Annotated in this window: 27 protein-coding genes; 3 read left to right on the top strand and 24 right to left on the bottom strand. The window is 41.7% G+C overall.

The window, feature by feature from the left end; all coding sequences use genetic code 11:
• Nucleotides 1-30 precede the first annotated feature (30 nt).
• From ADF75_RS01255 to ADF75_RS01205, 11 genes are all read right to left on the bottom strand, one after another.
• Nucleotides 31-813, bottom strand: a complete 783-nt coding sequence (locus ADF75_RS01255) for an alpha/beta fold hydrolase (protein ID WP_006596294.1) — start codon at nucleotides 811-813, stop codon at nucleotides 31-33.
• A 75-nt stretch (nucleotides 814-888) separates the two neighbouring features.
• Nucleotides 889-1221, bottom strand: a complete 333-nt coding sequence (locus tag ADF75_RS01250) for a MazG nucleotide pyrophosphohydrolase domain-containing protein (protein ID WP_006596293.1) — start codon at nucleotides 1219-1221, stop codon at nucleotides 889-891.
• Between the two features lie 42 nt (nucleotides 1222-1263).
• Entirely contained in the window at nucleotides 1264-1503 is a 240-nt protein-coding gene (gene kphA / locus ADF75_RS01245; protein WP_003001620.1) for an RNA-binding protein KphA, read from the bottom strand.
• 19 nt (nucleotides 1504-1522) lie between these two features.
• Nucleotides 1523-1795 carry a 30S ribosomal protein S16 gene (gene rpsP / locus ADF75_RS01240; RefSeq protein ID WP_006596292.1) on the bottom strand — a complete coding sequence of 91 codons (273 nt, stop codon included), beginning with the start codon at nucleotides 1793-1795 and terminating at the stop codon, nucleotides 1523-1525.
• A gap of 123 nt (nucleotides 1796-1918) precedes the next feature.
• Nucleotides 1919-2668, bottom strand: a complete 750-nt coding sequence (locus ADF75_RS01235; RefSeq protein WP_048788855.1) for a hypothetical protein — start codon at nucleotides 2666-2668, stop codon at nucleotides 1919-1921.
• Nucleotides 2669-2757: 89 nt separating this feature from the next.
• Complete coding sequence (locus ADF75_RS01230; protein WP_048690666.1) at nucleotides 2758-3381, bottom strand: hypothetical protein; 624 nt, start codon at nucleotides 3379-3381, stop codon at nucleotides 2758-2760.
• An 80-nt stretch (nucleotides 3382-3461) separates the two neighbouring features.
• Nucleotides 3462-4154, bottom strand: a complete 693-nt coding sequence (locus tag ADF75_RS01225) for a YjjG family noncanonical pyrimidine nucleotidase (protein WP_048788854.1) — start codon at nucleotides 4152-4154, stop codon at nucleotides 3462-3464.
• Nucleotides 4154-4648: a YkgJ family cysteine cluster protein gene (locus tag ADF75_RS01220; protein WP_048788853.1), complete on the bottom strand. Its 495-nt coding sequence runs from the start codon at nucleotides 4646-4648 to the stop codon at nucleotides 4154-4156. Before ADF75_RS01220 ends, ADF75_RS01225 begins: the two co-directional genes overlap by 1 nt.
• Nucleotides 4649-4866: 218 nt before the next feature.
• Nucleotides 4867-5526 carry a hypothetical protein gene (locus tag ADF75_RS01215; protein WP_048788852.1) on the bottom strand — a complete coding sequence of 220 codons (660 nt, stop codon included), beginning with the start codon at nucleotides 5524-5526 and terminating at the stop codon, nucleotides 4867-4869.
• Between the two features lie 139 nt (nucleotides 5527-5665).
• A complete protein-coding gene (gene lepA, locus ADF75_RS01210) occupies nucleotides 5666-7489 on the bottom strand; it encodes a translation elongation factor 4 (RefSeq protein ID WP_048788851.1) in 1824 nt (607 codons plus the stop codon).
• 61 nt (nucleotides 7490-7550) lie between these two features.
• Complete coding sequence (locus ADF75_RS01205; protein ID WP_048788850.1) at nucleotides 7551-7988, bottom strand: GNAT family N-acetyltransferase; 438 nt, start codon at nucleotides 7986-7988, stop codon at nucleotides 7551-7553.
• 198 nt (nucleotides 7989-8186) lie between these two features.
• Between ADF75_RS01205 and ADF75_RS01200 the strand changes: the two genes are divergently transcribed.
• From ADF75_RS01200 to pepT, 3 genes are read left to right on the top strand one after another with little or no spacing between them, the layout of a single operon-like run.
• The gene (locus tag ADF75_RS01200) at nucleotides 8187-8939 is read left to right on the top strand and encodes a LexA family transcriptional regulator (protein ID WP_048788868.1); all 753 of its coding nucleotides are present in this window, start codon (nucleotides 8187-8189) and stop codon (nucleotides 8937-8939) included.
• Nucleotides 8936-9754 carry a Cof-type HAD-IIB family hydrolase gene (locus ADF75_RS01195; protein ID WP_048788849.1) on the top strand — a complete coding sequence of 273 codons (819 nt, stop codon included), beginning with the start codon at nucleotides 8936-8938 and terminating at the stop codon, nucleotides 9752-9754. Before ADF75_RS01200 ends, ADF75_RS01195 begins: the two co-directional genes overlap by 4 nt.
• A gap of 14 nt (nucleotides 9755-9768) precedes the next feature.
• Nucleotides 9769-10989 (top strand): peptidase T, encoded by a 1221-nt coding sequence (gene pepT, locus ADF75_RS01190; RefSeq protein WP_048788848.1) that lies wholly within the window; start codon nucleotides 9769-9771, stop codon nucleotides 10987-10989.
• Between the two features lie 55 nt (nucleotides 10990-11044).
• Here pepT and ADF75_RS01185 read toward each other — a convergent pair whose 3' ends face one another.
• From ADF75_RS01185 to uvrB, 13 genes are all read right to left on the bottom strand, one after another.
• The gene (locus tag ADF75_RS01185; RefSeq protein ID WP_239665187.1) at nucleotides 11045-12772 is read right to left on the bottom strand and encodes an ATP-grasp domain-containing protein; all 1728 of its coding nucleotides are present in this window, start codon (nucleotides 12770-12772) and stop codon (nucleotides 11045-11047) included.
• Nucleotides 12769-13866, bottom strand: coding sequence for a carbamoyl phosphate synthase small subunit (locus ADF75_RS01180; RefSeq protein WP_048788846.1), 1098 nt, complete (start codon nucleotides 13864-13866; stop codon nucleotides 12769-12771). Before ADF75_RS01180 ends, ADF75_RS01185 begins: the two co-directional genes overlap by 4 nt.
• An 86-nt stretch (nucleotides 13867-13952) precedes the next feature.
• Nucleotides 13953-14870: an aspartate carbamoyltransferase catalytic subunit gene (locus ADF75_RS01175; RefSeq protein ID WP_048788845.1), complete on the bottom strand. Its 918-nt coding sequence runs from the start codon at nucleotides 14868-14870 to the stop codon at nucleotides 13953-13955.
• 93 nt (nucleotides 14871-14963) lie between these two features.
• The gene (gene pyrR / locus ADF75_RS01170) at nucleotides 14964-15485 is read right to left on the bottom strand and encodes a bifunctional pyr operon transcriptional regulator/uracil phosphoribosyltransferase PyrR (protein ID WP_006596278.1); all 522 of its coding nucleotides are present in this window, start codon (nucleotides 15483-15485) and stop codon (nucleotides 14964-14966) included.
• A gap of 243 nt (nucleotides 15486-15728) precedes the next feature.
• Nucleotides 15729-16367, bottom strand: a complete 639-nt coding sequence (locus tag ADF75_RS01165; RefSeq protein ID WP_048788844.1) for a Pr6Pr family membrane protein — start codon at nucleotides 16365-16367, stop codon at nucleotides 15729-15731.
• A 244-nt stretch (nucleotides 16368-16611) separates the two neighbouring features.
• Nucleotides 16612-16947: a zinc ribbon domain-containing protein YjdM gene (locus ADF75_RS01160; RefSeq protein WP_009731127.1), complete on the bottom strand. Its 336-nt coding sequence runs from the start codon at nucleotides 16945-16947 to the stop codon at nucleotides 16612-16614.
• A gap of 109 nt (nucleotides 16948-17056) precedes the next feature.
• On the bottom strand, nucleotides 17057-17827 hold the full coding sequence (locus tag ADF75_RS01155; RefSeq protein WP_048788843.1) for an HAD family hydrolase: 771 nt from the start codon (nucleotides 17825-17827) through the stop codon (nucleotides 17057-17059).
• Complete coding sequence (locus ADF75_RS01150) at nucleotides 17802-18206, bottom strand: PaaI family thioesterase (protein WP_048788842.1); 405 nt, start codon at nucleotides 18204-18206, stop codon at nucleotides 17802-17804. The genes ADF75_RS01155 and ADF75_RS01150 overlap by 26 nt, the downstream gene beginning before the upstream one ends.
• A 102-nt stretch (nucleotides 18207-18308) precedes the next feature.
• A complete protein-coding gene (locus tag ADF75_RS01145; protein ID WP_185776837.1) occupies nucleotides 18309-18776 on the bottom strand; it encodes an 8-oxo-dGTP diphosphatase in 468 nt (155 codons plus the stop codon).
• A 26-nt stretch (nucleotides 18777-18802) separates the two neighbouring features.
• A complete protein-coding gene (locus tag ADF75_RS01140; protein WP_048788840.1) occupies nucleotides 18803-19237 on the bottom strand; it encodes a hypothetical protein in 435 nt (144 codons plus the stop codon).
• Between the two features lie 59 nt (nucleotides 19238-19296).
• Complete coding sequence (locus tag ADF75_RS01135) at nucleotides 19297-19650, bottom strand: hypothetical protein (protein ID WP_048788839.1); 354 nt, start codon at nucleotides 19648-19650, stop codon at nucleotides 19297-19299.
• A gap of 99 nt (nucleotides 19651-19749) precedes the next feature.
• A complete protein-coding gene (locus ADF75_RS01130; protein ID WP_048788838.1) occupies nucleotides 19750-20373 on the bottom strand; it encodes an NAD(P)H-dependent oxidoreductase in 624 nt (207 codons plus the stop codon).
• Between the two features lie 13 nt (nucleotides 20374-20386).
• The gene (uvrB, locus tag ADF75_RS01125; protein ID WP_048788837.1) at nucleotides 20387-22375 is read right to left on the bottom strand and encodes an excinuclease ABC subunit UvrB; all 1989 of its coding nucleotides are present in this window, start codon (nucleotides 22373-22375) and stop codon (nucleotides 20387-20389) included.
• Nucleotides 22376-22476: the final 101 nt, after the last annotated feature.

The following is a 22476-nucleotide window of genomic DNA, read 5'->3' as shown; positions in this document are numbered from 1 at the left end:
CTTTATATTCCTCTTTTAATTAATTTATCTCTACAGTTCTCTAATAAGAGCTGCAATTTTTTCCGATTCTGACCACTGTAGATAGTGGTGGTTTCCACCTAGAATGAGTTTTGTATTAGAATTCCAATATTCTGAATCTCTGTACTCTTTTTCTCTGTACGCCTGACAAAATACGAAAACAGGAATATTATCTGCTAAGGACAAACTATCAAAATCTTCAGAAGTAATATTTACAGATATCTGAAATCCAGGAACTTGCTTTTCCAATTCTAAGCCCTTTTCTTCCATCAATTTCCAAATCAGTCTATCAGTTTCAGGTTCAAATGTTGCTTGAGTTAGTCCCTTAAAATAATTTTCCGGACCACATTCTTCGATCATTCTCATTTGCTCTTCCATTTTTGGATAAGGATTTTTTGAAAAATCAGCAAACATTATATTTTTTGTTGTTGGTTCAATTGCTATCAAGGCTTGACACTTAATTGGTTGACTCATTAACTTTAAAGCCAAAACACCACTTAAACTATGAACACAAAGTATATAATTGGAAATTTCCAATCCTTTCAGGATTTCGTATACCGCTTCAACAAGATTATCCAAATTAATTCCTGTTTGATTATGAATCGGACTCCTACCTGTATTCGGAAAATCAATCGTAAGGTAACCTATTGAGGAAGGAAGTTTTTCAAGTATTGGTAGAAAATTTTCATAACTCGGTATCAAACCAGCACCATTTAAACAAACTAGTACTTTATTTCTCTTTTTATAAGTAACAGAGAAACAACCAATCTTTGTAGTTACTTCAAATCGGTTCATATCAAAACAACTCTTTCTAAACAACAATTCACTTAACAACCTTACGTTTTATTTTATCACGTTCAAAGGATTTTCTCAAATGCTCTTTTCTGCTAGAAACTGCTCCAAATCCTTCTGGTGCTGGTATTTGACAGCTGCTGTTTTATCTTTTTCAAAAATTGTTTTAGTAAGGTCAATCTCATTAATGGCAGCGATGGCAACCGTATAGTGTATGATATCAGCCAGTTCTTTGGCCAATTCCTCATTTGAGTCCTGAACCCCTTCTTTTCGTCCAGAACGACCATTTAAGACCTCGGCAACTTCCCCAACCTCTTCGACGAGCTTGATAAACAAACCTTCTTCCGTACGACCGTCTTTGTAATGTTCTTTTAAATAGGCTTGTAATTGCCGAATGGTCACTTCTTTCATAGCTTCTCCTTGCAACAAAAAAACGGGACAGAGTCCCGCCTTTTATTTTTCGTCAATAACGATTCTTACTTTTTTATCTTCAGTTGGGACAGAGTAGACAATCGTTCTTATCGCAGAAATGGTGCGACCTTTCCGACCGATCACTCGACCAACATCGCTAGGATCAAGGTCAAGGTGGTACTCCAAGAATTCAGGAGTATCTTCGATCTTGATGGTTAAGGCATCCGGTTGTGAAATCAAGGGTTTCACAATTGCAATAATAAGATTTTCAATCGTATCCATACATCAACCTACTTTATGATTATTTTGAGAATTTAGAATCGTGGAATTTCTTCAATACACCTTCTTTTGAAAGGATATTGCGAACTGTATCTGAAGGTTGAGCTCCATCAGCCAACCATGCAAGAACGCGGTCTTCTTTCAAAGTTACTTGGTTTTCTTCAACAAGTGGATTGTAAGTTCCAACTGTTTCGATGAAACGTCCATCACGTGGTGAACGTGAATCTGCTACGTTGATACGGTAGTAAGGTTTTTTCTTAGAACCCATACGAGTCAAACGAATTTTAACTGCCATTTTTATAAGTCTCTTTTCTATATTTTAATTTTCGGTGAAATAGACAAGCTATTTAGCACATGATCTATTATAACACATTTTATAGACCTGTCAAGAAAAAAACTTGACACTATTAAAAATTTTTTAATCGATCTCAAAGTAATAAGATCCTTCATCTTTGGAATCCGATTCAATCACATAGTTCCCAGGAGGAAGACCGGATACACCCGAGTGCTTTCCTTCAAATTCTTTGGCGAGGGAAGTCACTGTGATGGTAAAGGAAAATCCCTTAATTTGGCGGTAGGTAGCATAATCCAAGGTTAGAATCCCTCGAAGATCCGTTTCTCCAGCTTTCTCGGCAGCTAGCAAGTCTCTTGCTAACTGATCTTCAAAATCGGGATTTTGTATTGGTAACTGGAGACGAATCTCGCTTACCTCGAGGCCCTGTTGATGGAATCGCTCTTTTATCTCTTGCGTCACTTGTTGAAATCCTTGAGATTCCGTAAAGGCTCTTTCGAAGAACGGAGCTACTAACCAACTGTTGTAATGTTGAGCCAGTTCTCCTGCCGTGTCATAGTTTTTCCCAGTTTCTTCTTTTGATAGATGAGTCGCATCGGGAAAGTCAAACTGAACCGTCTTTCCCTCAACTCTTTCTTGATAGGTATAAGCATATTTGGTCGACATCCCATGGAGTTTAGCTGCTTTAAAATGTAGGTCTCCTTTAAATCCTGCTTCCTGATAAAAGCCAGAAATTTGCTGTTGGATTTCTTTTTCTTCTTGATTAGTAAAATAAAAGAGAAAACAAATCAAGAGAGCGACCACCGTGAAGAATGCACGAACTAGGTAGCCGACCCATTTCTTAATATTGAATGGTATTTGTTTAAATATATTCATTTTTCCATAATAACAAAAAACTAGCCCGAGAGCTAGTTTGTAATGGAATGAAATTTGAACAAAGCTTGTTCAGATTCTTAAAGAAACGCTTATATTTGATGTTCCTCCACATCACCGCTGCACTCTATCCATGGATATTCCCTGATCAGATAGGACCAAAAGTGATGCCACTCCTCTTTCTGATAGCTAATAGCGAGATAGTATTCCTTGTAGTCAAAATCCCTTAACACAAGAAAATACTTAGGAGGAAGAAGTGATTTGTTTCTACCAGAGTATCTACTATAACTATACTTTTGAAATTTCTGAAGTTGGATTTTCCAAATGTCCTCATCTATTCTCAGATAGTCGAAACAAGACCGATAGGTTATCAAATAGCCCTTATATACAAGTAATTTCAACCTCGGTTCTCTGAATTCCGCTTCCTTCTCTATTTCCTGCAAAGAGATTGATTCGATCCATTCCTGCGAAAACTCTCTGCCTTTTCTGCTTGTTTTACAAATCAGACGAACAAATTCGAATACTTGCCGAATGAGAATGAAAGAAACCGTACAGCCAAGCATGATCCACGCTCGAAACCCTTTTCTTTCCTGGATAGTAGCTTGATCCCAATCCATCCCATTTAACAAGAATAACAGATAGAAAGCTGCACCAGCTAATAGGAGGATATAAGCTAGTCGAATAAGAAATTGAAAAAATAAACTCTTTCTAATCATTTATCCCCGTTTACACTCTCCTTCTTTTCAGGTCAATTCCTTTTTACCTCTAACTGAAAGCAACTGTTATCCGTACTAGGCTAATCTTTTCGCAAGAGCGCCAATAAGGCCTCATAAGAATCCACTTCATAAGTCGGCACTGCTGGACTGGTATTTTCTTTGTGATTCGGATTGTACCAGACAGTATCAATCCCCGCAGCATTGCCTCCAGCGATGTCCGCCGTCAAAGAATCCCCAATCATGAGAGCTTGTTCCTTGGCAAATCCTGGGATCAAGTTACTGATCTTTTCGTAAAAGGCCACTTCCGGTTTTTGAGTTCCTAATTGTTCAGAAATAAAGATTTCTTTGAAATAAGGGGTAATGGATGATTGCTTTAAGCGCCCTTGCTGAATAGCAGTAACGCCGTTGGTAGCACCATAGAGTTGGTAACCTCTTTCTACTAGCTTGGCTAACAAGTCTTCTGCTCCTGGGAAAGTCTGTCCCTGTTGACTAATGTAGTCCTGGTAGCGTAAGGCCATCTCTTCACCATCTACCTCTCTACCAAAATGGGCAAAGGCGATGGCAAACCGGCTGTTTATCAAGTCTTTCTTGCTAATCTTCTTTTGCTCCAAATCCTTCCAGAGCCCCTGATTCATGGGTTTGTAGTAATCCTTAAAGGCTTGGATATCTTGAACCCCCTGATCTTGGAGAAATTGCGTTAAGGCTACTTCCTCTGCTGTATCAAAGTCCAATAAGGTATGATCTAGGTCAAAAAGTAAAAATGTATATGTCATTACAAACGATCCTTCAATTTTTCTACAAATAAATAAGCTGCTGGGCAAGTGAGGGTATTCTTGATAGTCAGATGGTTGATCTGGTAGATTTTCTTGCGGTCTGTATGAGGAAATTCTCGGCAAGCCTTGGGACGCACATCGTAGATGGAACAGAGATTATCACCACCCAAGAAAGGGCAAGGCATGGATTTAAAAACCTTATCCCCATCTTCATCGACTTGAAGAAATTCCGCCTCAAAAGCTGGAAGCTTCATCTTGAAATACTTGGCGATGCGCGTGATATCTGCTTCTTTAAAATCGGGTCCTAGGGTCTTACAGCAGTTGGCACAGGCTGTACAATCAATTTCTTGAAAGACTTCATCGTGGATCTCTTGGGCTATTTTATCTAGATTTTTAAGAGGCTTCTTTTTCAGATTCGCCAATACCTTGCGGTGCTCCTTTTGCTTTTGAACCGCTAACTGATGGTATTTTTCTAAGTCAATTTCTTGAGACATAAACTACTTTCTAATTGCTAAATGGATAAGAGCATTATACCATACTCAACAAAAAAGAGCAGGTTAAAATAAATGGAAGACACCATTCATTCTATCCTACCCTCAAGATCTTCGATTAAGAGAAATTCAATTTCCCATAGTAGCTGCTTTTCCAGCGCCTCATGACTTTTATCAGACCCTTTCTAGCTTAGACATATTGGCTTATTCTTCATAAGAACTTAGGCTTTTGGACCTTTCTCATCCAAACTCCAAGTTTCTTCAATGTAAGGAATGAATTGAGCCAAGGTCTCTGGATCCCCTTCAAAAGACATCAAGTATACCTTATCATCCTTTTGGAAGACCCAAGTAATGAGGTACTGTCCAGATTTAAGGATAATATTCAGCTGCAAGGCTTCATTCCCTGAGACAGTGGTCTTCGCTCCCCACATTTTCTCTACTTCTTTATTGTCTTTCCAATAATAAGCAATTCGGTTCGCAATCAACTCTGCGTTGAAGACTTCCCCTTCACCGACATTTGCTTTTTCTTTGGTATACCCGTTCATGGTAACGATATTGTAGGCACTTCCATCTGTAAATTGAATGCTGTCTCCGCCATCTATATCTGTAAATTTAATCCACTTGCTTGGGATATCGATATAACCATAATCTGCAGAACCAATCCGTTTGGTTTCGACAGAACTCTTGGTATCATCCGATGATTTTGACTCTACCTTGCTAGAAGTCTTTTTACTAGAGGATTTTTTACTCTTTTTTACCACCTCAGTGGAACTAGATTCAGATGACAATGGTTTTCTAGACTCTTTTTTAGGTGTGCTACAAGCTACAAGGGCAATAGCTGATAAGACCGAGACAGTCGCTAGTAGGAACTTATTTTTCATCTTTCCTCTCCTTTGTGATGGATTTTAATACCTCTAGTTTATCACGTTCAATGAAGATTTGAAAGCGCTATTTGTCTAGTCCGATAGAAAAACGCCCCTAGCGGGACGTTTGATTTGTTGGAATATTTCAGAGAGAAGCTTACTCCTCATCCATTGAAAGAACTGACAAGAAGGCTTCCTGTGGTACTTCTACAGATCCGATAGCTTTCATCCGTTTCTTACCGGCTTTTTGTTTTTCAAGAAGCTTCCGTTTCCGTGAGACGTCCCCACCATAACACTTGGCCAAGACGTTCTTACGAAGAGCCTTGATATCTGTACGTGCAACGATCTTATGACCGATGGCTGCTTGGATAGGCACTTCAAACTGTTGACGAGGGATAATCTTCTTGAGCTTCTCAACAATCAATTTACCACGTTCATAGGCAAAGTCCTTGTGAACGATAAAGCTGAGGGCATCGACGGTATCGCCATTAAGAAGGATATCCATTTTAACCAATTTAGATGGACGGTATTCAGACAGCTCGTAGTCAAAGCTCGCATAACCACGCGTAGAAGATTTCAATTTATCAAAGAAATCAAAGACTATTTCCGCCAGTGGGATTTGATAGATCACATTAACCCGATTTTCGTCGATGTAGTCCATGGTCACAAAGTCCCCACGTTTGCGTTGGGCCAATTCCATGACAGCTCCGACAAACTCTTGCGGCACCATGATTTGCGCTTTGACATAAGGTTCTTCGATCGAAGCGATCTTGGTTGGATCTGGGAACTCAGACGGATTGGACACATCCAGCACTTCTCCATCTGTCAAATTGACCTTATAGATTACAGACGGCGCTGTCATAATCAAGTCAATATTGAACTCGCGCTCCAAGCGTTCCTGGATAACATCCATATGAAGGAGTCCCAAGAAACCACAACGGAAACCAAAACCAAGGGCTTGAGATGTTTCTGGCTCAAATTGAAGACTAGCGTCATTCAATTGCAACTTCTCCAAAGCTTCCCGAAGATCGTTATATTTGTTGGATTCGATTGGATAAAGACCTGCAAAGACCATTGGATTCATTTGTTTGTATCCATGAAGAGGCTCGCTAGCAGGATTGGACGCTAGAGTCACCGTATCCCCGACACGGGTGTCCGCAACAGTCTTGATAGATGCTGCAATATAACCAACATCTCCTGTCGCAAGAAAATCACGACCAACCGCTTTAGGAGTAAAAATCCCTACTTCAGTCACATCAAAGGTCTTGCCATTGCTCATCAACTGGATGGTGTCGCCAGGCTTCACCATACCATTAACCACCCGAACTTGAAGGATAACTCCACGATATGGGTCGTATACTGAGTCAAAGATCAAGGCTTGCAATGGAGCAGCAACATCCCCAGTAGGAGCTGGAACTTTCTCAACGATTTGTTCCAAAATCTCTTCAATCCCGATACCAGCCTTGGCTGAAGCTAGGACTGCCTCACTGGCATCCAGACCAATGACGTCTTCTACTTCTGTGCGCACCCGTTCTGGATCGGCAGCTGGTAAATCGATTTTATTGATAACTGGCAGGATTTCCAAATCGTTATCCAAAGCCAGGTAAACATTGGCTAGGGTCTGAGCTTCAATCCCTTGAGCCGCATCCACTACGAGAATGGCTCCCTCACAGGCAGCCAGCGAACGAGAAACCTCATAAGTAAAGTCCACGTGTCCCGGTGTGTCAATCAAGTGGAAGATATAGGTTTCCCCATCTTTAGCCGTGTAATTCAACTCAATGGCATTAAGCTTGATGGTAATCCCACGTTCCCGTTCTAGGTCCATGCTATCCAAAAGCTGGGCTTGCATTTCCCGACTAGAAACGGTCTCGGTTTTTTCTAAGATTCGGTCCGCCAAGGTTGACTTTCCGTGGTCAATATGGGCGATAATGGAGAAGTTCCGAATCTTCTCTTGTCGTTTCTTTAATTCTTCTAAATTCATTTTTTCATCCTTATAAAACTATTCAGTATATTATAACAAAAAAGATAGGCCTTTGCCTATCTTAATCCATTATTTTCAAAAATCGCTTCTGTGTTTTATTTCCTTCATAACCTATATGTTCATAAAAAACATGGGCATCTTTACGATGAGAGGCTGAACTCAAACGAATAAAGGAATAGTTATGAGTTCGAGCAAGAGTTTCAACTCGCTCCATCAATTGCCGACCAATCCCACATCCTTGGGCAGAAGGGAAAACAGCAAGTCCTAAAACATTTAGACCCGGATCGCTATATATACTCTCATAGGCTTCTGCTTCGACATATCCTAAAATATTTCCAGTTTGGTCCTCTTCGTAAACAAAGCAAAAGTGACCCGAATCTGGCTGATTAAACTTATCAATCTGAGTCGCAACTTTCTCAACAGTTGAATCATACCCCAATGCCTGGTGGCACAAATCACGAATTTGACCTGCATCTTTAATTTGAATGGTCCGAATCATACTTCAACCTCCATGAAGTCTTTTCCTTTATTTTAGACCTTATACCTAAAAATATCAAGTTTTAGAATATATTAACAGATTATTTCTTTGTGCTATTTAATTCGAATTAAAATAACTAATGAAGAATAAAGGATTTCTATTTACTTTTTCGATTTAATTCGCTATAATAAGTTGTAATGTAAAAAGGAGGTGAAGCTCTTGGCAAGAGGACGTGGAAAAGCAAGCCCACAAGATAAAGAGGCTTTGCGCATTATTTCCGAAAAAATAAGAGAACTATTAAAGGTTCAAAATAAGAAACAGGTCGATTTATCTCGTACAACTGGTATTCCAGCTAGTACTTTGACTGGCTATGTGAAAGGGACTTCTCTTCCAGTCAGTGAGAACTTAGAAAAGATTGCTAGCTTCTTTGAAATCCCCATCTCTGACCTAGATCCTCGTTATGGACAACCAGATACCTTGGAGGATTCTAAGATTGAGTTTATCTATAAGCAACTGGATGAGGATTTTCAAGATTCACTCTTAGAGGAAGCCAATCGCTTGTTGGTTTTACAGGCTGAACGGAAACGTATCGAGAAAAAATACACACCATATACCGTCTTCGATAGTTATGCTGCAAGTCAAAGTGCTTCTAAGGGAGATTTGGTTTGGTTTGATCAAAAACTGGCCTACGATCTAGCACTTTGGATTCATACAGACTCACTGGAACCTAAATATCCAAAGGGATCTGTTGCCCTAATCAAGCAAACTTTCTACGATACTGCCGGTGCAATCTATGCTATTGAGTACGACGGGCAAACCTTGATCAAGCGTGTCTTCCGTGAAGCCCAAGGAATTCGTCTCGTTTCCCTCAATAAAAAGTATAGTGATAAGATTATTCCTTTAGAAGAGGAACCGAGGGTCATCGGAAAAGTCATTGCTAGCTTTCTTCCAGCTAAGGAGGATGAGCTATGATTCGATTAGTTGCTATTGATTTAGATGGGACACTTTTATCACCAGACAAAACCATTAGTCCTGCTAATAAGCAGGCTCTTTTGGATGCTGAAGCTGCTGGTGTACATGTCGTTATCTGTACAGGTCGCCCTCTCTCTGGTGTTCGTCCAATTTTTGAAGAAATTGGCTTCAAAAGTAACCACTCCTACTCTGTGATTAATAATGGTTGTACAACTGTCAAATCATCAGATTGGTCCGTCATCAGTTATAATGCCTTATCTGAAGAAGATTTGGGTTATCTCGATCAGTTGACGCAGGAAATTCATCCTCAATTAAGTTTGTTCGATTTAAATCGTTATATCATTTTGAATAAGGAACCTTCTGAAATAGCTAAAATGGATGCTAGCATCGTTTCTGCAGTCCCCGTGTCACTTGGCCTAGAAGAAATTCTTGAGGCACAACCGATTTTCCAAGGAATGTTTATCGATAAGAAAGAGCAGATTGATGTCTTTCAAGAAACCTATGAAGAAGTATTAGCCCAGCGCTTCCACACTATTCGCTCCCAACCGATCCTATTTGAGATCCTTCCTAAAGGGGTAAATAAAGCGACCGGCTTAAAGGCACTGGCTGAATACTTGGGAATACCAAGGCAAGAAGTCATGGCTATCGGGGATGAGAACAACGATATTGAAATGATTGAGTACGCGGGTCTTGGAGTTGCTATGGGCAATGCTTCAGCTCCTATTAAAGCCTTGGCTGATGTCACTACTACTTCTAACGAAGAAGACGGTGTCGCTACTGCTATCAAGCGCTATGTTTTACAAGCACAGAACTAGAAAAGGAAAAACAAATGAAATACCCAACATTATTAGAACGTTTTTTAACCTATGTCAAAGTCAACACTCGCTCTGATGAGACTTCAACAACAACTCCTAGTACAGCTTCTCAAGTAGAGTTTGCAAAGAATGTACTGCTTCCTGAAATGGAACGAGTTGGACTTCAGAATGTCTACTACCTTCCAAATGGTTTTGCTATCGGAACGCTACCAGCAAACGATCCAAGTCTCACCCGAAAGATTGGCTTTATCTCTCATATGGATACAGCTGACTTTAATGCTGAGAATATCAGCCCTCAAGTCATCGAAAACTATGATGGTGGGGCTATTCCTCTTGGTGATTCTGGTTATTCACTAGATCCAGCTGATTTTGCTAACCTCCATAACTACAAAGGTCAAACCTTGATTACTACTGACGGTACGACCCTTCTTGGTGCAGATGACAAATCAGGGATTGCTGAGATTATGACAGCTATCGAATATTTGAATGCTCATCCAGAAATCAAACACTGCGAAATCCGAGTTGGCTTTGGACCAGATGAAGAAATCGGAGTCGGAGCAGATAAGTTTGATGCAGAAGATTTCAATGTAGACTTCGCTTATACAGTGGACGGTGGTCCTCTTGGTGAATTGCAATACGAAACCTTCTCTGCTGCAGGAGCTGAAATTACCTTTAAAGGGCGCAATGTGCACCCAGGTACTGCTAAGAACCAAATGGTCAATGCCCTTCAGTTAGCCATTGACTTCCACAATCAACTCCCTGAAGAAGACCGCCCTGAAAAAACAGATGGCTACCAAGGCTTCTTCCATTTGATGAATATCGAGGGGACTGTTGAGGAAGCGCATACTAGCTACATTATCCGTGACTTCGAAACAGAGAACTTTGAAGCCCGTAAAGCCATGATGGAAGACATCGCAAGCAAGATGAACCAAGAACTTGGGGCCGAACGTGTTCTCTTGACCCTTAAAGACCAGTACTACAACATGAAACAGGTCATCGAGAAAGATATGACACCAGTCAACTTGGCTAAGGAAGTCATGGAAGATTTAGGCATTACTCCTATTATCGAACCAATCCGCGGTGGTACAGACGGTTCTAAGATTTCCTTCATGGGAATTCCAACTCCAAACCTTTTCGCTGGTGGCGAAAATATGCATGGTCGCTTTGAATATGTCAGCCTACAAACCATGGAACGTGCAGTGGATACCATCATCGGAATTGTTAGTCATTCCTAATCCACACTATTGGATTAAACAAAGAGCTTCGGTTATCTTGACCGAAGCTCTTTTTCTATTCATCCAAATATTCTACCTGACCAAACTGGCTGTTAATCTGGTCTTGGTAAGTCTCATAAATTGAAAGAGGGATTCGCAAGCACGTATCTGCCGCATGTCCTACAAAAGGACGATGGGTCAGAAGGGCTACTTTTCTTCCTTTTTCATGCTCCTTCTTCAAGCGATCTATCAGTCTAAGAATCTGGCTTGAATCTTCTGGAGCGCTTCGATCAACCAATAAGCTCCATTGACTCCAATCTGATGCCTCATTCTCGCCACAGATAGAAGTATAGTAAGAAAACCTTTCGCCAACTTGACCGAATCCAGCTGTTAAATCCAAAGGACGTAATTTTAGCTCAGGACATAGTTGCTCCTTCTCCTGTCGCTCATACAAGTAAAGATTATATAAAAACTGGAGATAAAACGGATCCATTCGGCTCAGGTCACTCACTTCTTCCATCTCAAATCCTCTATGAAATGCCTCTAAGATAGATGAAAAGCGATATGGCATTCGTTTGGCAATCCGTTGGATGAGTTCATCGTCCGAAACTTCTTTTAGAATATGCTTAGGCCAATGATCCGAACCGAAGTTTTCAACGGCTTGCTGATAGGCTTCTTCCAAACTAGTACCAAACCCATGAATTGCACCAACTGAATGAATTTGTGTATTGAGAACTTTTGTCACCTTTTCCATTGGAAAGACGGGTAGTTTAAAGAAAATACGATCTAGAGTGGGTTCAAAGAGGGCTGTAAGACCCTTCATCGTAGGATGAGGAAGGTCCAAAAGGTGGTCGCCTAATTTTAAGCATAAGGCCTGGTGGTAAATCGAATAACCTAAGGCCATGGACATGGTCGAGAAGGAATCCGAAGCAAAAGGATTGACCTCAAGAATATAGAATTGGTAACTCTTTGGATCTAGCGCAAACTTGATGGATGTCGCTCCAACCAATCTCAAGTGCCGAACAATAGACAAAGCTGCCTCTCTCAAGGTCTGATGCTCAGTATCTGTCAACGTCAGACTTGGGATGACTTGATAAGAATCACTAGAATGGATCCCAACCGGGTCGATACTCTCAATGTTTCCCGCAAGATAATAATTATCCTGACGATCTCGGACGACGATGTATTCCAACTCCTTGAAACCAACCGTTGAGAGCTCCAACAAACACTGAGCCTGTGGCGATACTTCTAGTCCTTTTTCGACAGCATCACAAAGGTCGTCCAAGTTATTAGCAATCCGACGACCTTGCCCATGCTTGCTGGCAAGTGGCCAAACAACAATTGGGAATTGGATCTGCTCTGAAAACTCAATAGCCTCTCTGACTGTCGAAACCAAGGATGAGGAAGGAACTTGATAGCCCAAGTCCTGTAGAAATGATTTTTGGTCTGCCTGGTGGTAAAAGGTACGGTACTGCCTAAGCGAAGTTCCTAGAATACGGATCTTGTGTTCCTTGAGAAATCCAATTTCCTCCAATCGGAATAATAGCCCAAGGACTTGCTTATCCGCAAAAGACAACAGTAAATTTTTTGTTTTTGTCGCTAGAAGGGCTTCTTTGAGACTATCCAACTTTAAACGAATAACCGAAAGAGCATCTCCTGCCTCTTTGGTGATGTCGTTCTCGTCTCCACAATAGAGGACTTCTGTCTGATAACCACGTTCTTTTAATAAGGGACAAGACGTGAGTGCTCCAAGCAAACTGACATCATTGAAGGATTCTGCACACAACAGCGTTACTTGATTCATGACCATAACTCCTCCCTTCTTTCGTCTAATTTACTTTCAATCAGATCCATAAATTCGTCATAGAAATAGAGACTTTCCCTTGGTCCTGGACTGGACTCAATATGGTAGAGAACACCAATCAAGGGAAGATAGCGGTGACGAAAGGCCTCGATCGAGTGATCATGAAGTTCCTCATGGGTGATCAGAAAATCTCGTGGAAGAGTATCGCGCTCGATGTTGTACTGGTGATTCTGACTAGTGATTTCGACTTTTCCAGTAGCCACCTCTTTTACAGGAATGTTTAGACCTCGATGAGGACTTTTTAATTTCGCGAGGCTTCCTCCGTGGGCAAGGGCCAGCAATTCTGCCCCCAAGCCAATCCCCATGATCGGAATATGAGGATCGATTTTAGCAATTACCTGGCAAATACCATCGATATGATGAGGATTCCCTGGACCACTGGATAGAATGATGCCATCTGGCTGCAAATCCTTTAATTCCTTCAATTTAACTGAATAAGGAACGACCGTGACGTTACAACCTCGTGCAATCAATTGACGCAAAACGGAATGCCGTAAGCCCAAGTCGATCAAGACGATACTCTTACCAAACCCTGGTGCAGCATAGGGGGTTTTGGTCGACACCTGGCGGACTTGGTCAAAAGGTAAGACGGTTGCCCGAAGCTGGTCCAAGATATGCTCGATCGCATCCCCCTCATTGACCACTGTAGCCTTGATACTTCCATGTTCTGTAACAATTTTAGCCAGCTTTCGAGTATCGATTCCTTGGATCCCTGGAATATTGTGTTTCTTCAGGTAAGCATCCAAGGATAACTGTTTGCGCCAATTATTGGGATGACTCGCTAATTGATGCACCACCACTGCTAGACACCCAGGAAAAATAGATTCATAATCATCTCGGTTTATCCCAGTTGTACCGATAACTGGAAAAGTAAAGGCTAAAATTTGCCCCTTATAGGACTGGTCGGTAATCAACTCCTGATAACCCGTCATGGCAGAATTTAAGACCAATTCCCCACTGACATAGGTATCAGCTCCAAAACCAGTTCCTTCAAAAACCGTCCCATCTTCTAATACTAAGAGACGTTTTACCATAAATTCTCCTTACAAACTCCAAAAAGAAAAGTGAGAAAAGACCACCTTTTTGTAGACTCTCTCACTTCTCCTTTCTTTTTTACATATTATTTACGTCCAGCTAAAACCGCTTCGATGATAGCCATGCGGACAAAGACACCATTGGTCATTTGCTCCACGATGCGTGATTTAGGAGCTTCTACCAAGTGGTCAGCAATCTCCACATCACGGTTTACTGGAGCTGGGTGCATCAAGATGGCTGTGTCTTTCATACGATCATAGCGTTCTTGTGTCAAGCCATGCAAACGATGGTAGTTCTCTTTTGAGAAGAGTGACTCATAATCATGACGCTCGTGTTGCACACGGAGGAACATCATGACATCGACCTCTTCGATCACTTCATCAATCGTCACAAAGGTTCCATAATCTTCAAATTCCGCACTTCTCCACTCGTCTGGACCAGCAAAGTAAAGGGTTGCTCCCAAGCGTTTCAAGATTTGCATATTGGATTTTGCCACCCGTGAGTGATCCAAGTCACCAGCGATACAAACCTTGAGTCCATCAAAATGACCAAACTCTTGATAGATGGTCATCAAGTCTAGCAAACTTTGACTTGGGTGTTGACCAGATCCATCTCCCCCGTTGACAATAGAGGCTGTGATGGTTGGACTTTCAATCAATTGCTTGTAGTAGTCTACTTCTGGGTGACGGATGACGCAGATATCAACTCCGAGAGCTGACATGGTCAAAATAGTATCGTAGAGAGTTTCTCCCTTGTTTACAGAGCTCGTTTTCACATCAAAGTCAAGGAGGTCACAACCTAATTTCAACTCAGCCACTTCAAATGCTTTGTGCGTACGTGTTGACGACTCAAAGAAGAGATTAGACACGATGTGTTGCTCATCGTAATGAGCTTTTGCTCCATTTTTAAACTCAATCCCACGCTTAATCAAAGCCATAACTTCTTCGTTTGATAAAGCTTCCATTGAGACAAGGTTTTTAAGTGCGATTTGATTTGTAGACATGTTGTAACTCCATTCCAAAGATATGCATATGTGAAAACGATACAGGAGGCTTCCTCAGTCGCTCCTGTATATAGCGACGATTTGAAAACTACCTTATTCACTCACCTCGATCAAGATGCGATCTTGACCATCCAACTCAGTCATCTCGACAATGATTTCCTCTGATCGACTTGTTGGAATGTTCTTTCCAACATAGTCTGGTCGGATCGGCAATTCTCTATGACCACGATCAACTAGGACTGCCAGGCTGACACGCGATGGACGTCCACGACTGACAAGATTATCGATGGCTGCTCGAATGGTCCGACCTGTATAAAGGACATCATCAATCAGGATGACATCTTTGCCAGTAATATCTACTGGTAAAACGGTTGAATCTTCTGTTACTTTGATATCATCACGGAAAGGCTTGGTATCCAATTCACAGACTGGAACTTCTATTTGTTCTAGCTGTGCTAACCTTTCTTTGATGCGATTGGCAATGAAAACGCCACGAGTTTTGATCCCTACCAAAACAATTTGGCTCAGATCCTTATTCCGTTCAATGATTTCATAAGTGATGCGTGTAATCGCTCGCTTCATGGTCAAATCATCAACGACTTCTTTGATCTTCATCTTTTCCTCCTAATTGATAGAAAAAAGCCTCCCTTTTCAAGGAGGCTTCAGAAAAATATCAAGAGATAAGACCTAGAACGCATCTAGTTCACCCCTTATTTTGATCAGACTCCTTGCCTGCCTCACGGGACAGGATTAAAGGACTATTTAATTATCCATACTATATCACAGTTTATAGTGGGATGCAAGAAAAAACTCATTATTTTCTATGAATGTTCGGATTTACATCCACAAATCTTCTATTTAATGATGATCTGTTCCTTTTTTCCCAATCCTCTTCAAGGCAAACAAGCCACATCCAGCTAGTAAATAAGCAACAAAAATGATGCTCGCCATCTTGACCACATAGAGCCAACCAAAACGATTGACATTGATAAAGAAATAAGGGAAAGGACTGTCTTTTGCCCCTGGTACTGGCCACTTAAGGACCAAACCGTTGAGAAGGGCAAAGACCATATAGAGCAAGGGAAGCACGGTCCAAGCTAATGGATCCGACTTACGGTATTGTTTCGGTTTATCAATCACCAGGGTGTCAAAGAAGAACATCAAGGGAACAATGTAGTGACAGAGGAAGTTTTCCAAGCGGTAAAACTTCTCAGGTGTCGCGATGGGTGCTAGCATAAAGTGGTAGATGACACAGGTGATCATGATAGACATGGTGACACCACCCTTTAAGCGAAGATAGCCCTGAGTCTGGGTCGAACGACCACGAAGCATGCGCCAGACCATGTCCCCCACAAAGAACATGACCAACATGTTGGACAAAATGGTGTAATAGAGCATCATCCCAAAGCCACCATGTTTGGTCAGTTGCAGATAAACGCCAATCACACTCAAGATAAACAATAGAAAACGATAGCTAAACAATAGTTTGAATTTCATAGTATTCTCCCAAAAGAAAAGGGGCTAGGCCCTTCAGTTTAATCAGGAACTTTCCTTAAGTGAAGACGGACGTCAGCGAACTTCTTCGAAGTTCCATGACTTAGTTTTGAACCTAAAGTTTCAAAACTCCCGAGTACTTGAAACAATACTGTTTCAAGTACTTTTCTCACAGCGGAATGTTCCTTATAAACTTAAACAACTCTATTAATTTGTGTACTTTATATAGAACTATTTCTTCTTATCCTTAGATTTTCTTGACAAATTCTGATTTGAGTTTCATTGCGCCAAATCCATCAATCTTACAATCGATGTTGTGGTCACCTTCGACGATACGGATGTTTTTCACGCGCGTTCCTTGTTTCAAATCTTTTGGTGCGCCCTTCACTTTCAAGTCTTTGATCAAGGTAACAGTATCGCCATCAGCCAATTTATTCCCATTCGCGTCGATGGCTACAACACCCTCTTCTTCTACGACTTCAGCTGGGTTCCATTCATAAGCACATTCTGGACAGACCAAGAGCGCACCATCTTCATAGACGTATTCAGAGTTACATTTTGGACAGTTTGGTAAGTTATTCATTTCAATCTCCTTAACAAAATTAACTCCCATAGTATACCATGAAAGGGAAAATTTGACAAATTCTGTTTAACTGTAGCATTTTCAATAAAAGAAGTGGCAACTTGGCCTCCTAAAATTGATGATCACCTTTATCTTCTTGCAATTCTTGAATCTCTCGAATCACGCGCACGCCTGCTTGACTCTTATTCTGTAATTCTTCGTCCGAGTAGGGAAAGGTATTGATCAAGATACTTTGCATGCCAATGCTTTTCGCTACAGCCACATCTGTACTGAAGTCATTCCCTACCATGACCGTTTTATCCGGATTCAACTGGTGTTCTTTGATGACTTTCATGAGAAATTCGCGCTGAGGTTTGCGAATCCCTGCATCAGACGACAGATAAATATCATGGAAAATCTCTCTTAGGCCAAGCAAATCAATCTCTGGGTTGGTAAAGTCCGCTTGGGCATTGGATAAGAGATAGATCCGACACCCTGCAGCCTTCATATCTTCTAAGACTTCTTTCGTGTGCGGATAGAGCTCCAATCGTTTGCGAGAGAGGACACGGAAGGTCCGAGCAATCAAGCGTCCCCACTCTTTGAGATGATGGACACTGGCTCCAGTTGGATGACTCTCTAGATAGAGTTGAACGAAAATCACAGTCAAGTCAATCTCTGGATAAGTGACTTGTTTTTCCTTAGCGATACTTTCCTCAGCTTGCTGCACCAACTCCTTATACCGGACTTGCAGGCTGTCCCCTGTATAATGAGCTCCATAGGACTGGTAGATTTGGGCCATGGTCTCCCATAAGACTGGACTCGACTCATCGGTTTCGATATCAACCAAGGTTCCATAAAAATCAAAAATATAGTTTTTAAATGCGTACTTTTGCTGATTCATCTCTTTCTCCCATTACAAACATGGTAAAGGTCGCCTTACAGACATTGACACCTTCCTGATTGGTAATGTCGACATCGACAACTCGAGTCGTCCGCCCACTGTGGACACACTGCCCATGGATGGTTAGGACATCTCCTAGACGCCCTGCTTTCAAATAATTGATGGATGACTGCAAGGTCACACCATCTACTCCCTGTGAAATCACGACCAAACCACTGATCTGGTCACACAGAGTAAAGAGATATCCTCCATGCGCGTTTCCATAATAATTAAGAGAGGATTCGACCACCTTGGTTGTCACCACCACATGGCCATCTCTCATGGTTTCGATCTCGTAATTTTCAAATGCTGCAATGGCATCAAAGTGAAAATCCTTCATATATAATAAATCCCCCTAGATCAGGTATTCCTAAACCCTTCCATCATACTACTTTTTTCCACTTCTTACAAGAATAAGAAAAGAGCTGGTCTACCCAACTCCTTAATAGCGAAATTTTTCCCAATCATCGTCTGTCCGTTTGCGATAATAGAACTCAGACAAGTCCGGGTCTTCCATCACTTCCAGCAGAGGAAGCATATCGTAGGACAAGTCCAACTTTTCTAATTGGTCCTTCTCAACCCAAGAAACTTCTCCTTCATCAGACGATCTTAGCTGGCCTGTAAATTCTGTCGCTTTGTAGCAAAAGACGATGTAACGACCGCCCTCATCTTGTGGCCAGTCTTTGACTGCGACCAGTTTTGGATTTGTAATTGTAAGTCCTGTCTCTTCGTAGATTTCACGAATGACGGATTCTACAAGGCTTTCTCCTTCTTCGATATGGCCACCTGGAAAAGCATAGCCAGCCCAGTGAGTCTTTTCAGGTGAGCGGTATTGGAGGACTACTTTCCCATTTTCAAGATCTTCGACCATGCAAAGATTGCACAGTATAGTAGGCGTTGTACGTGACATATTTTTCCTTTCTATGATATTGACAATTAATCAATATAAACTTTTTTCTTTATCTCTTTTTTCATGACAAAGGGATTTACTAGCTCATGGTATTCATCGAAGGCATCTAAAAGGGAGCCTCTTTGAAAGACAATTGACTTCTCTTTTAAATAATATTCCGAGTGTATCGTTACTGAACCATGACCATCAAAACTAAAGAAAAACACAATGAATAATACTAGGATCAGGCTAGCAAAGAAACTAAACAGTAGCCCCACTACATTCTTCCAATTGACTGCGTGAGTTAGATAAAAGCGATACCAGATGTGACAAAAAATCGTCACTGCTCCTAGATACAACCAAGGGTTCCACAGGAGCGGAGTAAAGGCGTAACCATAGAAGCCTAATATGAAGTTAGCAATAACAAAAAGTAAAAGAATTAGATACAGGATCCTAAACAGATTCAAATGCTTTCTCATCATTGACCTCTCCTATGTAAACATTGGTTTGAGTTTAAGATAAAACGAATAGCGTGCTCCCCTTAAATAATAATCAACAGAATATGGACTGCTAACCGTAGCCAATGATCAATCAGAGGCGTATCCGGATCACTATTTTTACTATCTAAGAATAGACTGAGCGATAATAAAAGTAAAGCAAGGGCAATGACTATTTTCAGAGACAGCATCATACCACCAATAGCAAGAGCAGCTAGAAAGCCAAAAAATGGCAACGGGCTAAATAAAAATGACAAAAAACTGAAATAGAGCATAAACGAGGAGAGTATCAATAAGCCGTAAACAATCAAATTAGTGAAAATTGAGACTCTTTTACCTTCATTTTTCATTTTTGATAGTGAATAAATGACATAGATCATATAGATAAAAAGTAGCATATTGAATCATTCCTATATTTTATAGATTATGTTAATAGTTTAACCAAAAGCCAATCAAAATACAACTAAAGACACTATTTAGAACAAACTAACTTTTACTCAGATTTTTTTCACTTCTGCTGCTACCTTTTGGAGATGGTGTTTCCGCATGCTAGCGGTGTTTACATCCCGGCCGACTTCACCCAAGATGCAGACACGCTTGGTTTTGATCCCACAGTGGTTCAATACGGCATTCTTCAAGACAGAGATGCCATAACTATCTGGAATATTGAGAGGGCCTGAAAAAATCTTGTACCACCAAGTAGGGGCCATGGAGGTCGCATATATACTAGCTGTTTTCCCTTTGAGCAACTTCTTGAATTGCTTGCCTCTGAGGTAATTCCAGATAAAACTTCCCTGATCATTGGCCGAGTAGGCAATTCCCGGTGTAAAGACCCGATCGATCCAGCCTTTCATAAGGCTCGGCATACTGCTCCACCAGATGGGATAGACAAAGATCAGGTGATCCGCCCACTGGATCCATTCTTGAGAACGAAGAATAAAGGGATCTTCCTCCATCCGCTTTCGATAGCCATAGCGAAGGACAGGATCAAAATCTTCTTCATTGAGACTGATCACTTTAAGCTCGTGGCGATTTGAGTCAATAGTTTCGACAATAGTTTGAAAAATAGCCTGACAGTAACTTTCCTTATCAGGATGCCCATTGATGACTAAAATCTTCATTCTTCCCTCCTATCTAATCCAAGGCCTTGACTTCCAACATCATATCGCGAATTTGCGCTGCTAACTCAAAGTCAAGCACTTCGACGGCTTCTTGCATCTGGCCTTGCAGTTTCTTGACTAGTTCCTTGCGCTCTTGGCGGTTGAGACTGGTGATATCCACTTCCTTGTCCTCTTCTTTGGCAACCGCCTTGGTAACAGAGATGAGGTCACGGATTTCCTTCTTAATGGTTTGTGGCACAATCCCATGCTCTTCATTATAGGCCATTTGAATCTGACGACGACGGGCTGTTTCATCGATGGCTTTTTGCATAGACTGGGTCATGGTGTCCGCATACATGATGACGTGACCCTCGCTATTACGAGCAGCACGACCAATGGTCTGGATCAGCCCCCGTTCGTTACGGAGGAAACCTTCCTTATCCGCGTCGAGAATGGCCACCAGACTGACTTCAGGTACGTCAATCCCTTCGCGAAGAAGGTTAATCCCAACCAAGACATCAAAAACACCCAAACGCAAATCACGGATAATTTCTGTCCGCTCCAAAGTCTTAATATCCGAATGCATGTATTTGACCTTGACACCCATTTCTTTGAAGTAGTCGGTCAAGTCCTCTGCCATCTTCTTGGTCAGGGTGGTGACAAATGTCCGCTCTCCCCGTTCTACACGCGCATTGATCTCACCCAAGAGATCGTCCATTTGTCCCATGGTAGGGCGCACTTCCACCTCGGGATCGAGTAGACCTGTCGGACGAATGATCTGTTCGATGACAGTATCGGTTTGTTCCATCTCATAATCACCCGGTGTCGCTGACACATAGACAATCTGGTGGACATGGCTTTCAAACTCCTCCCGACGCAGTGGCCGGTTATCCAAGGCAGACGGCAAACGGAAACCATAGTTGACCAGCATTTCCTTACGAGAACGGTCACCATTGTACATTCCCTTGATCTGTCCCATGGTCATGTGACTTTCATCGATCATGATGAGAAAATCTTCTGGGAAGAAGTCAAGAAGGGTGTAGGGAGGCTCTCCTTCACTCCGGCCATCCATGTGACGAGAGTAGTTTTCGACCCCATTGGTATAACCCATCTCACGTAGCATTTCAATATCGTACTCAGTACGTTGTTTTAGACGTTGAGCTTCCAGAAGCTTGCCTTCTTTTTCAAATACCTTCAACTGCTCTTCCAATTCCGCCTGAATCTTGGCAATGGCTACTTCCATATGATCGTCATTGGTCACGAAGTGGGTAGCTGGGAAAATGGCCAAGTGGTCCACATCTCCCAGTACCTGGCCCGTCAGAGCTTCAACCTCACGGATGCGGTCAATCTCGTCCCCAAAGAACTCAACGCGAAAGGCATGCTCATCACGCGAAGCTGGGAAAATCTCGACCACATCTCCCCGAACACGGAATTTGCCTCGTTGAAAGTCGATGTCATTGCGCTCAAACTGGATGTCCACCAAATCATTGAGCAGTTTATCACGAGAAATATCCAGACCTGGACGCAGACTCACCACACTATCGGCATATTCCTTAGGCGAACCCAAACCATAGATACAAGAGACAGAAGCCACAACGATCACATCGTTACGCTCCAGCAAAGCTGAAGTTGCTGAGTGACGAAGCTTGTCAATCTCATCATTGACCGAGCTATCTTTTTCGATATAGGTATCGCTCGACGGCACATAGGCTTCTGGCTGGTAGTAATCATAGTAGGAAACAAAATACTCAACCGCATTCTCTGGAAAGAATTCTTTGAACTCCCCATAGAGCTGGCCTGCTAGTGTCTTATTGTGGGCGATGACCAAGGTCGGTTTATTGACTTGGGCAATGACCTGACTCATGGTATAGGTCTTCCCCGTACCAGTCGCTCCCATCAGGATTTGTGCCTTCTCACCACCCTCGATGTTATCCACCAACTGTTCAATGGCCTGTGGTTGGTCCCCAGAAGGTTGATATTTGGATACAAGTTTAAATTTGTTATCTGTAATTCGATTAATCATCTCTTTGTCCTCACATATATAGACCTTATTTTACCATAAATCACTAGAATTCTCTGAGATGAGGAATGAAGAGGGAAGACAACATGTTACAAAATGATCCG

Origin of the sequence: Streptococcus sp. 1171_SSPC (assembly GCF_001069335.1) — a bacterium.
In the GTDB taxonomy this organism is placed as follows: Bacteria; Bacillota; Bacilli; order Lactobacillales; family Streptococcaceae; genus Streptococcus; species Streptococcus xiaochunlingii.
The sequence above is the reverse complement of the archived record's forward strand: the minus strand, read 5'-3'. Positions and strand labels throughout refer to the sequence as shown.

Coding starts and splice junctions, on each gene's coding strand:
- ADF75_RS01255 (WP_006596294.1), bottom strand. CDS start 813: ATGAACCGATTTGAAGTAACTACAAAGATTGGTTGTTTCTCTGTTACT.
- ADF75_RS01250 (WP_006596293.1), bottom strand. CDS start 1,221: ATGAAAGAAGTGACCATTCGGCAATTACAAGCCTATTTAAAAGAACAT.
- kphA (WP_003001620.1), bottom strand. CDS start 1,503: ATGGATACGATTGAAAATCTTATTATTGCAATTGTGAAACCCTTGATT.
- rpsP (WP_006596292.1), bottom strand. CDS start 1,795: ATGGCAGTTAAAATTCGTTTGACTCGTATGGGTTCTAAGAAAAAACCT.
- ADF75_RS01235 (WP_048788855.1), bottom strand. CDS start 2,668: ATGAATATATTTAAACAAATACCATTCAATATTAAGAAATGGGTCGGC.
- ADF75_RS01230 (WP_048690666.1), bottom strand. CDS start 3,381: ATGATTAGAAAGAGTTTATTTTTTCAATTTCTTATTCGACTAGCTTAT.
- ADF75_RS01225 (WP_048788854.1), bottom strand. CDS start 4,154: ATGACATATACATTTTTACTTTTTGACCTAGATCATACCTTATTGGAC.
- ADF75_RS01220 (WP_048788853.1), bottom strand. CDS start 4,648: ATGTCTCAAGAAATTGACTTAGAAAAATACCATCAGTTAGCGGTTCAA.
- ADF75_RS01215 (WP_048788852.1), bottom strand. CDS start 5,526: ATGAAAAATAAGTTCCTACTAGCGACTGTCTCGGTCTTATCAGCTATT.
- lepA (WP_048788851.1), bottom strand. CDS start 7,489: ATGAATTTAGAAGAATTAAAGAAACGACAAGAGAAGATTCGGAACTTC.
- ADF75_RS01205 (WP_048788850.1), bottom strand. CDS start 7,988: ATGATTCGGACCATTCAAATTAAAGATGCAGGTCAAATTCGTGATTTG.
- ADF75_RS01195 (WP_048788849.1), top strand. CDS start 8,936: ATGATTCGATTAGTTGCTATTGATTTAGATGGGACACTTTTATCACCA.
- pepT (WP_048788848.1), top strand. CDS start 9,769: ATGAAATACCCAACATTATTAGAACGTTTTTTAACCTATGTCAAAGTC.
- ADF75_RS01185 (WP_239665187.1), bottom strand. CDS start 12,772: ATGAATCAAGTAACGCTGTTGTGTGCAGAATCCTTCAATGATGTCAGT.
- ADF75_RS01180 (WP_048788846.1), bottom strand. CDS start 13,866: ATGGTAAAACGTCTCTTAGTATTAGAAGATGGGACGGTTTTTGAAGGA.
- ADF75_RS01175 (WP_048788845.1), bottom strand. CDS start 14,870: ATGTCTACAAATCAAATCGCACTTAAAAACCTTGTCTCAATGGAAGCT.
- pyrR (WP_006596278.1), bottom strand. CDS start 15,485: ATGAAGATCAAAGAAGTCGTTGATGATTTGACCATGAAGCGAGCGATT.
- ADF75_RS01165 (WP_048788844.1), bottom strand. CDS start 16,367: ATGAAATTCAAACTATTGTTTAGCTATCGTTTTCTATTGTTTATCTTG.
- ADF75_RS01160 (WP_009731127.1), bottom strand. CDS start 16,947: ATGAATAACTTACCAAACTGTCCAAAATGTAACTCTGAATACGTCTAT.
- ADF75_RS01155 (WP_048788843.1), bottom strand. CDS start 17,827: ATGAATCAGCAAAAGTACGCATTTAAAAACTATATTTTTGATTTTTAT.
- ADF75_RS01150 (WP_048788842.1), bottom strand. CDS start 18,206: ATGAAGGATTTTCACTTTGATGCCATTGCAGCATTTGAAAATTACGAG.
- ADF75_RS01145 (WP_185776837.1), bottom strand. CDS start 18,776: ATGTCACGTACAACGCCTACTATACTGTGCAATCTTTGCATGGTCGAA.
- ADF75_RS01140 (WP_048788840.1), bottom strand. CDS start 19,237: ATGATGAGAAAGCATTTGAATCTGTTTAGGATCCTGTATCTAATTCTT.
- ADF75_RS01135 (WP_048788839.1), bottom strand. CDS start 19,650: ATGCTACTTTTTATCTATATGATCTATGTCATTTATTCACTATCAAAA.
- ADF75_RS01130 (WP_048788838.1), bottom strand. CDS start 20,373: ATGAAGATTTTAGTCATCAATGGGCATCCTGATAAGGAAAGTTACTGT.
- uvrB (WP_048788837.1), bottom strand. CDS start 22,375: ATGATTAATCGAATTACAGATAACAAATTTAAACTTGTATCCAAATAT.